10 protein-coding genes are annotated in these 13157 nt (G+C 34.9%); all 10 read left to right on the plus strand.

From position 1 onward, the window contains the following. Window positions 1-4: 4 nt before the first annotated feature. The 10 genes from pstB (at window position 5) to NSQ89_RS01200 (ending at window position 13154) form a co-directional block, all read left to right on the plus strand. A complete protein-coding gene (gene pstB / locus NSQ89_RS01155; RefSeq protein ID WP_095259178.1) occupies window positions 5-835 on the plus strand; it encodes a phosphate ABC transporter ATP-binding protein PstB in 831 nt (276 codons plus the stop codon). A 12-nt stretch (window positions 836-847) separates the two neighbouring features. Then, complete coding sequence (phoU, locus tag NSQ89_RS01160; RefSeq protein ID WP_047941668.1) at window positions 848-1507, plus strand: phosphate signaling complex protein PhoU; 660 nt, start codon at window positions 848-850, stop codon at window positions 1505-1507. A gap of 330 nt (window positions 1508-1837) precedes the next feature. After that, window positions 1838-2875 carry a substrate-binding domain-containing protein gene (locus tag NSQ89_RS01165; protein ID WP_053215640.1) on the plus strand — a complete coding sequence of 346 codons (1038 nt, stop codon included), beginning with the start codon at window positions 1838-1840 and terminating at the stop codon, window positions 2873-2875. Then, window positions 2876-4636 carry a sensor histidine kinase gene (locus tag NSQ89_RS01170; protein ID WP_047941666.1) on the plus strand — a complete coding sequence of 587 codons (1761 nt, stop codon included), beginning with the start codon at window positions 2876-2878 and terminating at the stop codon, window positions 4634-4636. A gap of 11 nt (window positions 4637-4647) precedes the next feature. After that, entirely contained in the window at window positions 4648-6237 is a 1590-nt protein-coding gene (locus NSQ89_RS01175; protein WP_341132108.1) for a response regulator, read from the plus strand. 411 nt (window positions 6238-6648) lie between these two features. Beyond that, window positions 6649-7746, plus strand: coding sequence for a D-xylose ABC transporter substrate-binding protein (gene xylF / locus NSQ89_RS01180; RefSeq protein ID WP_341132109.1), 1098 nt, complete (start codon window positions 6649-6651; stop codon window positions 7744-7746). 68 nt (window positions 7747-7814) lie between these two features. Further along, the gene (locus NSQ89_RS01185; RefSeq protein WP_341132110.1) at window positions 7815-9356 is read left to right on the plus strand and encodes a xylose ABC transporter ATP-binding protein; all 1542 of its coding nucleotides are present in this window, start codon (window positions 7815-7817) and stop codon (window positions 9354-9356) included. Beyond that, complete coding sequence (locus NSQ89_RS01190; protein ID WP_341132111.1) at window positions 9331-10491, plus strand: sugar ABC transporter permease; 1161 nt, start codon at window positions 9331-9333, stop codon at window positions 10489-10491. Before NSQ89_RS01185 ends, NSQ89_RS01190 begins: the two co-directional genes overlap by 26 nt. 218 nt (window positions 10492-10709) lie before the next feature. Then, on the plus strand, window positions 10710-11693 hold the full coding sequence (locus NSQ89_RS01195; RefSeq protein ID WP_095322541.1) for a ketoacyl-ACP synthase III: 984 nt from the start codon (window positions 10710-10712) through the stop codon (window positions 11691-11693). Window positions 11694-11939: 246 nt separating this feature from the next. Then, window positions 11940-13154: an MFS transporter gene (locus NSQ89_RS01200; RefSeq protein WP_341132112.1), complete on the plus strand. Its 1215-nt coding sequence runs from the start codon at window positions 11940-11942 to the stop codon at window positions 13152-13154. Window positions 13155-13157 lie beyond the last annotated feature (3 nt).

Here is a 13157-nt window from a genome sequence, read left to right on the forward strand (position 1 = left end):
GTTTATGACTACAACAGTAACAGAAAAAAGTCAAAAGAAAACAGGGAAAGCATTCTTAAAGGTTGGTCAAGAAGATACAACGGGTGCATCAAAAATTAGTGTAAGTGACCTAAATTTATTTTACGGTGAAAAACAGGCTTTGTTTGGAGTAACCCTAGATATTGAAGAAAAGAAAGTAACAGCTTTAATTGGACCTTCTGGCTGTGGGAAATCAACTTTCCTAAGAACATTGAATCGAATGAATGATTTAATCGATGGCGTAAAAATTGCAGGGGATATTATTATTGATGGCGAAAATATCTATTCTTCCAATGATGTTATTAAGCTTCGTACAAGAGTCGGGATGGTTTTTCAAAAGCCGAATTTGTTCCCGATGAGTATTTATGACAATGTGGCTTATGGTCCAAGAATGCAAGGTATTAAAAATAAAAAAGAATTAAATAAAATTGTCGAAGAGAGTTTGCGTGGGGCAGCGATTTGGGACGAAGTAAAAGACCGGTTAAAGACATCTGCACTTGGCTTATCGGGTGGACAGCAGCAGCGTGTATGTATAGCTCGTGCCATTGCTATGAAGCCAGATGTTATTTTAATGGATGAGCCTACTTCTGCTTTAGATCCAATTTCTACATTGAAGGTAGAAGAGCTGATTACAAAAATGAAAAAAGATTATACAATTGTTATTGTTACACACAATATGCAGCAAGCAGCAAGGATTTCCGACAAAACAGCCTTTTTCTTAAATGGTGAAGTTGTAGAATATGATGAAACGAATAAGATTTTTTCTACACCAAGAGATCAGCGCACAGAAGATTATGTAACAGGTCGATTTGGATAATAGGAGGAACTAATGGTCATTCGAGAAAACTTTGAGAAGAAGCTAGGAGAGTTAAAAGAAAAAATCAGTGAAATGGGCGAAATGTCCATTACTCAGTTAGAAGAAGCTTTTGATGCGTTAAAGGCGCAAGATGTTGAAATTGCTTTAAATGTAATGGAAGAGGATAATGACATTGATAATTTAGAATCTGAAATTAATCATTTTGCGATTTGGCTAATGGCGAAGGAACAGCCAGTTGCAAGAGATTTACGTGTTGTAATTGGTGTGATCAAAATTTCCTCCGAAATTGAGCGTGTAGCTGATTTTGCCGTAAACATCGCTAAAGCAACTATTAAGATAGGAAAAGCAACTTCGCTTCTGGATTTAACCCATTTAGAGAAAATGAAGGAACTATCAATTGAAATGCTGCAAAAAGCAGTAAAATCCTTTATAGAGGAAGATATTGTGCTTGCAAAGGAAGTAAGTAAGTTAGAAGATAAAGTGGATGATTATTATTTAGAAACCTATAAAAAATTGACAGCCTATTTAAGTGAACATCCCGAAGAAACCAATCAGCTAGTTCAATTATTATTTATCAACCGTTATTTGGAAAGAACAGCTGACCATATAACCAATATGGCGGAAAGCACTGGGTATTTGATTAAAGGGAAGATTTATGATTTTAATTCCTAAGGGAAAAGCAATTCGAAAAAAAATAGACCTTTATCTCTTATCGATTGAGTTCTTATCCTAATATTAAAGTCACCAATTCAGAAGAATTGGTGACTTTAATATTGACAAAAACCTCATAATAAATAGAAAATATTGTTAACAATTATGTATTTCGTCATCTGTATCAAATTTCTTAAAATCAATTCATTTTCATCCAACTAAATTTGTGTCTTCTTTTTTATTTACTAACTATAATTTTGGTAGCGGTTTCATTTAGGTTGCATATGGAGTAACCTTTCTTTAATTTTATATGAGCTAGACCAATCAATGAGTAGGTTAGGGGAAGAAAGTATGAAAAACAAAGGCTATATCTTGTTAGTAATTCTGCTTATATTCGTTAGTGCATGTGAAAATAAACAGGCAACTAGCATTCGTATCAAAAGTAACTCCCATGAACAAGCGATCTATAAAGAGCCATTGTCTAATCAAGATAAGGAAAAGATAATTTCTTTTGTTACAAAGTCTCTTGATAATCCAGTTTTCATAGAAGCAAAGGAAGAAGCAGAACGAGTAAGCTCTCAGTTAGGGGTGAAAATGGAATGGTTAGCCCCGATGGTAGTAGATAGTCAGGAGCAAGAAAAAATAGTGGAGAGTTTAATCGAAAGAAAGGTAGATGGCATTGTTATCAGTGTCTTGGATACAAAGAAAATGACTCCGCTTATCAATAAAGCAGTATCACAAGGGATAAAGGTGGCTACTTTTGATTCAGATGCACCGGCAAGCAATCGGGCATTTTATGTTGGAACGAATAATTATGAACTTGGACAAGAAAGTGGAAAATCTTTGGTGAAAATAGTAAAAGAAAAAAATTTGCATCAGCGTCATCTCAGAGTTTTGATTATGACTGGGGTGAAGGAAAGTGTCAATATGCAAGAGAGAATCGAAGGATTTAAAGATGCAACGGAAGAATTAGATTTAGAGTTTGTCGATATGGTAGAATCCTATGATGACATAAATCGCGCTTCAGAGCTTCTAGAGAATTATGTGAAAAAGAATCCTCATTTTGACTTGTTTTTTAGTGCTGGAGCATGGCCGTTATTTTCTCCTCCTGAAGGGATGATTTCATATAAAAGGTGGAAAGAAAATGGCGGTATAGCTGTGATTGTTGATACATTTTATCCAATAGTATTTGCTGCCGATAAAGGATTAGCAGATGCGCTAGTTGGACAAGATTTTAAAGGGATGGGACGTCTTAGTGTTGAGAATATGTATAAATTAATTAATGGGGACGAAGTAAAAGAAACTATGATATATACGGGATTGGAATATGGCAATGTAGATAATTATGAAGATTTGTTAAAAAGAAAAAAGCCGTGGGAGATAAAATAAATGAGGAAATGGCTGAAATGGATCGATCGTTATAGTATCCGAACAAAAATGATTGTCTGCTTCTTGGCACTTAGTCTTATCCCGTTATTAATTCTTGGTTATCTTTCCTATCAATATTACATTAATGATCTCCAAAATAGTATCAATGTTTATACCAATGAAGTAATTGAACGTGTGGATAAAAATATAGAAACATACATTTTAGATATCGAGAATATTCTAGAAATCTATGATGATTATTACACAATTCAGTACTTAAGGCTGAATGAAGCAGGAGATATAGATGGAATACAGAAATATACTGTTCGTTTATGGGAAACGATAGAACTAATTAGGAATATGAAATCCGATTTGGTGGATATAAGAATCATTTCTCATACAGGAGAGACAATAAGCGCTCAAGGTGTATATTGGAGCGATATGAATGACCCTTTTTTTACGAATATGCGAAAAATAGATGAAGCGCAATTTGCAGTAAAGTCACCTTATATGGATATGTTTAATCGTAATGTTTTTTCTATTGGAAAGAAAATTTTATCTCCTAGTTTAAGTGAACCAGCTTATTTAATTATTGATATTGATGTAAATCTATTGAATCGAATTGTAAACGATATCAAATTAGGAGAGAAAGGGTATGTCTATTTTACAGATAGAACAGGGGAGGAAGAGTTTTTCCCGGAAGATACTAGTCATCCTATGTTTATAAAGGAACTAATGAACAATGATAGATTGTTAAATTCAGATAAAGGATCATTTGAAGAAGCTGTAAAGGGAAAGCATTATCTTGTTAACTTTAAACAATCTGAGATTACAGGTTGGAATATTATTGGGGTCACTTATGCAGATGAACTTAATGAAGACATAAATAAAATCCGGCAGATAACCCTTATAATTGCTGTGGGCAGTCTTCTGCTCGTTGTGCTAATAAGTGTTTATTTAACGAATATTTTAACAAATCCAATTCGTGATTTGCGCAGAACAATTAAACGGTTTGCAGATAATAATTTAGCCATTCGAGCACAAGTCAAAACGAATGATGAAATGGGGCAACTAGCAAATAGTTTTAATGAATTAATGAATCGAATTCAATGGCTTGTTCAAAAAACGATGGATGATCAAGTGAAAATCCGCAAAATAGAGATGAAAGCACTACAAGAATTAATAAAACCTCATTTTGTTTATAATACATTAGACTCGATTATTGGATTGTTAGAGCAAGAGCGGATTGAAGAAGCGCTTGATTTAATAGAAGCACTTGGCATGTTTTTTCGAACATCGTTAAGTCATGGAAAGGATGTCATTCTTATTGGTGCGGAAATCGAACATATTCGTAACTATTTTACGATTCAAAAGTTTCGCTTTTTTAATAAATTTGATACGAAAGTAGAAGTAGACGAAGAGATATTAAATTATGAAACGGTCAAGCTTATTTTGCAGCCATTGGTAGAGAATGCGATTTATCATGGAGTAAGACGGATGAAAGCGAAGGGGCTAATTGAAATTAAAGGAAAAGAAAAGGAGGGAGTAGTGGTTCTAGAAGTCAGGGATAATGGGGTGGGAATGTCAGTTGAAAAGGTAAATCACATTAATAATGTTCTAACAGGAATAGAGAAAATAGAGGATGAAAATGAATATTTTGGCATTCGAAATGTGAATGAGCGAATAAAATTAACCTATGGAATGGAGTATGGAATTTATTTTAAAAGTAAACCAGATGCGGGAACATCTGTAACAATCATTTTACCTATTGTAAAAATATGAGGAGGAATCCTATGTTTAATTTATTGGTTGTAGAAGATGAAGATATGATTCGTCACAAAATAATCAATAATACGAATTGGTTAAGTCATGGTTTCCAACAAGTATTTGAAGCGGAAAATGGTTCAGAAGCAGTAACAATTTTAGCTGAAAACCGTATTGATATTCTGATTACCGACATCAAAATGCCAGAAATGGATGGCATTCAATTAACAAAACATGTGAAAGAGTTTTATCCAGAAATAAAAGTAATCATTATTTCAGGTCATGCAGACTTTGACTTTGCAAGAAAGTCGATTACTTTAAAGGTTTGTGATTATATGCTAAAGCCTTTTCAATCTAAGAATCTATTAAAACTCGTATTAAATGTAAAGAATGATTTGATTCGGGATAAGGGAGAACAAGAAAATGTAGAAAAAATGAAAAGGCAATTGCAAGAAAATAAGCATTCTTTACGAGAAAAACTAATCCAGAATCTCCTGACCAATAGTTTTGTGGGAGATCTAGAGACTGATTTGAAATATGTGGAAATGGAACATCTTAAGGATACCCCCTTTTTTGTAGCCGTCCTAAATATTGAACAACTCCAAACAGTTCGAAGTGAAATGGAGGAAAATGAAAAGTATTTATTTAATGTATCCATCTATAAGCGACTTTCTCATCTGCTAGAAAAGAAATGGGGGCAGTTTTCTGAACGTGGTCAGATAGAAAAGGGATATATCTTAAATTATAAAATGGATCAAATTGTGTTAATTGTATTCGAAGATATCGAGCGCATTAGACATCAACTAAGCAAGTTTATTCAGAAAGAATATCAGGAAAGAGGCATCTCTTTAACAATTGGTATAGGCGATAGGTATAATCAATTACTTGATTTACATTTATCCTATGAAGAAGCTTGTTCTGCAGCTGCATTAAGTCGAATTCACGGTTCTGGTGATGTGTATTTCTATCATAATATTATCAGCAACCATACTTATTACAGCAAGCAATTACATAAAATAGTAAATCATAAAATTTATCAGGATTTAAAATCAGGTGACTTTGAAGAAGTAAAAAAGGACGTAGCGGAATTGCTTGCAGAACTTAAGAATGAAAGTATTCCATATGAAGCAGTGGCAACAGCCATTAATAATATTGTATTTATGTCCTGTAAGACAATAAATGAACAAGGGTACGATGTGAACGAAATATTCGGAGAAACGGGACTACCCATCTTTAATCAAGAGAATAATTTAACTTATAAAGAAATAGAGGATTGCTTATATTCCTTTTATTCGGCTATTCATTCCTTCATCGAATCAAAACGTGGTAATCGAACAGAAAGGCTTATTATGGAAATGAAGGAGTACATGAATGAAAACTTTGCCGAGAATATTTCCCTAACGAGCCTATCCCGTGAATTTAATATAAGTCCTAGCTATTTAAGCATATTATTTCGAGAAATCACTTCCCAACATTTCAGTGAATATTTAACAAATATACGTATCCGAAAGGGGAAAGAACTGCTCAAGAATACAGATTTACGTATTAAAGAAATTGCCGCACAAATAGGGTATAGAGATGCGTATTACTTTAGCTCCGTATTTAAAAACAGGGGTTAATCCTACTCAGTATCGGGATGAGTAAAATGGGGGGAAGGTTAACAGCAAAAGAAGTGTAGTGAAACACTATGTAAAAAAGCATTCATCCATGATGAGTGTTTTTTTATTTATTCCACTTTTAATATAGCAGTAATACTTCAACTGATGGAAGTTTTTTTATGAAGAAGAAAATAGGAAATTCAAAAAATATTAAAGGATTATCAAAAATATTCTATTTCCAATAGGGAGGAAAAAATATATTCTTTGTATGAAAGCGTTTTACAAACAGTTTGGAGGAGGGAAGAGACGAAGTCATTTCTACTCGCCTATACGTACCGAGAGCCGACTTCATATTCGGCAATCAACTTATGTCTTACTAATAGAAAAGGAATTCAATCTTATCAATTACTTAAAAATTAGGGGGATATTTTTATGAAAAAACGTAACAGTTTTCTTTCGTTTGTACTTATTCTATCTCTAATGTTCATCATGGCTGCATGTGGACAGGATGCAAATGGTACACCAGCAAATGAGAAAGGAAATAAGGACGGAGGAGGAACAGAAAAAAATAAGGTTACAATTGGTCTTTCTGTCTCTGATTTAACCTTAGAGCGTTGGCAACATGATCGTGATTTTTTTGTTGAAAAAGCAGAAGAGCTAGGAGCAAATGTGTTAGTACAATCAGCAAATGGTGATGAGGCAAAACAATTATCTCAAATACAAAACATGCTTTCACAAGGTATCGATGCACTAGTTATTATTGCTATCAATTCAGATGCCCTGTCAACAGTAGTCGATCAAGCTAAAGCCGAAGGGATTCCTGTGTTAGCATATGACCGATTAATTAATGGAACGGATATTGACGCCTACGTTTCATTCGATAATGTACGGGTTGGGGAAATGCAAGCAGAGTATCTTGTTGAAAAAGTACCTTCAGGAAAGTATTTCTTAATGGGAGGATCACCAACTGATAATAATGCCAAGATGTTTAGAGAAGGACAGTTGAATATTATTCAGCCGCTAGTTGATAAAGGTGATATTGAAATTGTCGGTGATCAATGGGCAAAAGATTGGGATGCAAATGAAGCATTGAAAATTATGGAGAACGCTTTAACTGCCAATAAGAATGATATTGATGCAGTAGTGGCATCTAATGATAGTACTGCCGGGGGAGCAATTCAAGCACTAGAAGCACAGGATTTAGCTGGAAAAGTAGTTATCTCTGGCCAAGATGCAGACTTAGCAGGAGTGCAGCGTATTGCAGAAGGTGTTCAAACAATGACCGTTTATAAACCAATTAAGGCAATTGCAACAAAGAGCGCTGAAGTAGCTGTTCAACTAGGAAAAGGAGAAAAAGTGTCATCTGATTCAACTGTTAATAATGGAAAGATAGATGTGCCATTTATAAAATTGGATCCAATTAAAGTAGGTAAAGAGAACATTGTTGACACTGTAGTTAAAGATGGATTCCATTCATATGATGATATCTATAAAAATGTTCCAGAAAATGAACGACCAGAACGTCCGTAAGCCTCAAAATATTTAATTAAAGGGAGAGCAGCTCATGCTTTCCCTGACTAATAGGTGGTGACTGAATAATGGACACATATGCACTTCAAATGAAAGGGATTGTGAAAGAATTCCCAGGTGTTAAGGCTTTAAATAATGTTACTTTTTCCGTAAAGAGGGGGGAGATTCACGCTCTTTGCGGAGAAAATGGTGCGGGAAAATCAACATTAATGAAAATCTTAAGTGGCGTTTATCCACAGGGAACTTACGAAGGAGAAATCATCATTAATGGTCAAACAGTACAATTTAAATCTATTAAAGAATCGCAGGAGGCAGGAATTGGTATTATCTATCAAGAGCTTGCGCTTGTAGGGGAAATGTCAGTAGCCGAGAATCTTTTTCTTGGTCATGAGTTAATGAGAAAAAGAATAATCAATTGGAATGAAATTTATGTAGAGGCCCAAAAGTGGCTCGATCATATTGGGTTAAATATTGATCCGCAAACAAAAGTTGCCGATTTAACAGTCGGGAAACAGCAACTGGTAGAAATAGCAAAAGCTTTAACGAAAAAAACAAGCATACTCATTTTGGATGAACCAACTGCTGCTTTAACAGAAAGTGATGTAGAAATCTTAATCAATTTATTGCAAGATCTACGTTCACAAGGAGTTACCTGCATCTATATTTCTCATAAATTAGGAGAAGTTATGTCACTTGCTGATTCGGTCACCATATTAAGAGATGGCCAGACGATAAGCACTAATTCCATTGAGGAATTATCAGAGGATAAAATAGTCACAAAGATGGTTGGAAGAGAATTAACAGAACTGTTCCCATATGAGGAGCATGCTATTAGTAAAGAAAATATTTTAGAAGTGAAAGACTATACTGTCTATGATGAGCAAGGAAATAAAATCATTAATCAAGTTTCCTTTTTACTTAAAAAGGGAGAAATCTTAGGATTTTCAGGATTAATGGGAGCTGGACGATCAGAATTATTTATTAGTCTCTTCGGTGGATTCAAAGGAAAAAAAGAAGGAAAGGTCATCATAGATGGAAAAGAAACAAATATCCAAAAACCTGCTGATGCAATTAAAGAAGGATTAGCGTATGTTTCAGAGGACCGTAAGCGCTACGGTCTTGTGTTAGGAATGGATATAACAAAAAATACGACGTTAGCGGCGTTAAATAAAGTTGTTAAGCTAAATGTTATTGATCAGGCATTAGAAGTGAAAAGTGCAACAGATATAACGGAAAAAATGAAGTTAAAAGCACCGAGCTTAGAAGCAAGAGTTGGACAACTAAGTGGTGGAAACCAACAAAAAGTAGTTCTAAGTAAGTGGCTGTTAAATAACCCGAAAATATTAGTTCTTGATGAACCGACAAGAGGAATTGACGTTGGAGCGAAATATGAAATCTATAAGATTATTAATGAACTTGTCCAACAGGGGGTCGGAATTGTTATTATTTCATCTGAACTGCCTGAAGTATTAGGAATGTCAGATAGAGTGCTAGTTATGGCTGAGGGTGAAATTTCTGGCGAATTTTTACGTGAAGAAGCTACCCAAGAAAAAATTATGACATGCGCCACAGGAGGGAAGAAAAATGAATATTCAACATCAAACAGTTGAAGAGAGCAAGAAAAGAGAAATAAGCTTTAAAGTGGATATGCAATCTTACACACTTATTATTGCTTTACTATTGATTGCATTAATATTTGGTTTTTTCACTGGAGGTGAATTTCTTTCTTCCCGAAATATCTCTAATTTATTTACGCAAATGTCCGTTATTTCCGTCCTTGCTATTGGGATGACGCTAATTATTGTTGCAGGTCATATTGATTTATCAGTTGGAGCATTAGTAGGATTAACAGGAGGAATCGCGGCAATTTTGCAAGTCTGGTATGATTGGAATACTCCTTTAGTAGTCCTTTGTGCAGTAGTCGTGGGAGCGCTTTTAGGATTATGGCAAGGATGGTGGGTTGCTTACCGAGCTGTTCCTGCCTTTATTGTTACACTTGGAGGAATGCTTATCTTCCGAGGTATACTCATTGGTATAAGTAAGGGACAAACAGTCGCACCAATGAGTGATAGTTTTAAAAAAATTGGAACTAGTTATTTTCCATACATTCCTGGATATATTCTTGCATTAGTTAGTATCGCTTTGTTATTCCTTTGGACGACCAAGCATCGTACAAAACGAAAAAATATGGGCTTAATGATCCCTGCTGCTAAGATAGACTATGGTAAGACTGTAGCCTATTCCTTTTTTATCCTGCTAGCAACCTATATGTTGAATCGGTATTTAGGTATTCCAATTCCAATCTTAATCGTTTTAGCAATAGCTGCAATCTTTATCTTTATTTCAAATAAAACACCATTCGGCCGATATGTCTATGCAATTGGGGGAAACCAAGAGGCAGCGGCATTGTCAGGGATTAATATAAAATGGAATACGCTGTGGGTGTTTATTACGATGGGAGGGCTCGCTGGTGTGGCGGGTGTTCTGTTAACAAGTAGATTAAATGCAGCAACCGTAAGTGCGGGGAATATGTATGAGCTTGATGCGATTGCTGCATGTGTTATCGGTGGAACTAGTCTGATAGGTGGAAAAGGAAAAATTGTTGGAGCACTAATTGGTGCTTTAATAATGGCTAGTATCGACAATGGAATGAGTATGATGAATATCCAAACCTTTTGGCAATATATAGTAAAAGGACTTATTTTAATTGTTGCCGTTTGGATTGATATATCAAGTAAGAAGTAAATAATAGGCTAGCTTAATGAAGTAGAAGAATCCTTACCTTGTAAAAAGGTGAGGATTTTTTGTGGTGAAAATAGGTAAAGCAAATACAACGAAAAAAACATATTCTAAAGAGAGATGAGCGAATATTTTTAAAGTAGAGAATAAAATTGCATAAAATTAGTACCAGGTAATAGTAATTGGTGTTAAAATAAAAGTAAATGAATAATGAGGTGATGTGAATGTCAATTTCCAAAGCACGTATTACAGCGATTGGTTCATACGTTCCCGAACGTATTTTAACAAATAATGATTTAGAAAAAATGGTGGAAACAAATGATGAGTGGATTGTAAAGCGAACAGGTATTAAGGAAAGAAGAATTGCGGATGAGCAGGAATTTACAAGCGATCTTAGCTATAAAGCAGTCCTTGATTTAATGGAACGATACGATAAAACAGTTGATGATGTTGATTTAATCATTGTTTGTACGATGACTCCTGAATATAAAACACCGAGTGTGGCTTCCAGCCTGCAGGCTAAGCTAGGAATAAAGAATACAGGAGCAATGGATTTAAATGCAGCCTGTGCAGGATTTACTTATGGATTATATGTAGCAAATGGACTGGTTACATCAGGACTAAATAAGAAAGTTTTGGTTGTAGGGGCGGAAACATTATCTAAAATTACAGACTTCACTGATCGTACAACATGTATTCTTTTTGGAGATGGAGCAGGGGCAGTAATGGTAGAGTATGATGAAACAAAACCAAGCTTTCTTTCTTCTCATATCGGATCAGAAGGAGAAGGGGGACAGCATTTATATTGCACCAGTCTAGCTACTCAAATGAATGGTGTTGACTTACAGGGAAATGGCTGTATTGTTCAAAATGGGAGAGAAGTCTATAAATGGGCTGTTAAAACAGTTACTAATGGGATGAAAATTGTTGCTGAAAGAGGAAATAGGACTTTAAATGAGATAGATTGGTTTGTCCCCCATAGTGCGAATTTAAGAATGCTAGAATCAATTTGCGAGAAAAGTAATTTTCCAATCGAACAAACTTTATATAGTTTAGTTAACTACGGAAATACCTCTTCTGGTACGATCCCATTGTCATTGGATATCGGAGTGAAAGAAGGGAAATTAAAGCAAGGGGATCATGTATTATTATATGGATTCGGCGGTGGTCTAGCACATGCTGGATTATTAATTAAATGGACGATTTGATAAGAAGAAACGGTGGCTTATTAGTAGAATCAAACGTTTGTTTAATCAAAAAGCTTATTTCCTTTAAAAACAGAAGCAAGAAGTTACTCCTTTATGATAAGATGAGTGTAACAAAATCTTAGAATATGCCTTATCCCCCTGGCTTATCTACTTAGAAGGAGTATGTATCAGAATGAACTGTCCAATTTAATAATCTCCGTTATTAATGAATAACTTAATTATTTTTTAATTAGCGGGGGATAAAGCATGAAATTAAATAAGAACTTTACATTATTATTGAATGGGCAGTCTTTTGCCAATATAGGGGATGTCCTCTATATGGTGAGTATTATTAATTTGATCTATACCGTAAAGGAATCAGCAACAGCGGCATCATTTGTGCCGTTTACGATTACAACTAGTATGTTTATATCAAGTATTTTAACACCACTTTTCGTGAGGAAAATTCGATTGAATCGGTTATTGGCAGGATCCCAAATAGGAAAGACCGGATTACTCTTACTACTAGGGTTTATCTTGCCAGGAATAACAGAAGCGAATTACTTTATCATCTTTATGATTATAGGTCTTATCGCATTTCTTGATGGCTGTGCCAATCCAATTACAAGAACTTTAATTCCATATTATGTTAGACCGGAAAAATTAATGAAAGCAAATGGGATGGTAGAAACAGTGACACAGCTGATTCAGGCCGGAATGTGGTTTGTAGGAAGCTTGTTTCTTCTTTTTTTAAGTCCACAGAATCTTATTTGGTTTGTTTGCTGTTTATTTTTTGTCTCAAGTTGTTTATTATGCCTTTTAGAAAACGTAGATGGGAAAACAATAGAGTCAGCGGGGAAACTAGAACAAATAAAAGCGGGCTGGAAAACACTGTTTCATACGCCTGTGTTAAGAAAAATGGCTTTAGTGGAATCTTTAGAAAGTCTCGCTGGAACGGTATGGATTGCAGCTGTTTTATACGTGTTTATTCAGGATGCTTTAAAGGTGGACCAACAGTGGTGGGGCTTTATGAATGGAACATTCTTTTTAGGATTAATTTTGGGAAGTCTCTATTGCATGAACTATTCTTCTTTTGTGGAAAGAAAATTAGGAGCGTTTTTAGCAGCAGGCTCTTTTATAAGCTTTCTACTAACGATTTTATTTAGTTTAAACAGCATTCCTATCCTTGCATTAGGTATATCATTCGGTGTTGGTATTGTTACACAAATAAAAAGTATACCACAGCAAACTGTTATTCAAACAAGCGTCCCCAAAGAACAGCTATCAACCGTGTACACTTCTTTTGGAGCAATTGGTACAGGGATTTTCGGGATAGGCTCCTTATTGATGGGGTTACTGGCAGACTTATTAGGGGTAAGGATAGTCTTCCTTTTCTCAGGTGTTCTCCTTGCATTGGTCAGTATGATTATATATAAAAATAAATCTTTATTTCGTATTCAAAGCCATTTAGAAAAAGAGTAAATG

Source organism: Niallia sp. FSL R7-0648 (assembly GCF_038007005.1).
GTDB lineage: Bacteria > Bacillota > Bacilli > Bacillales > Cytobacillaceae > Niallia > Niallia circulans.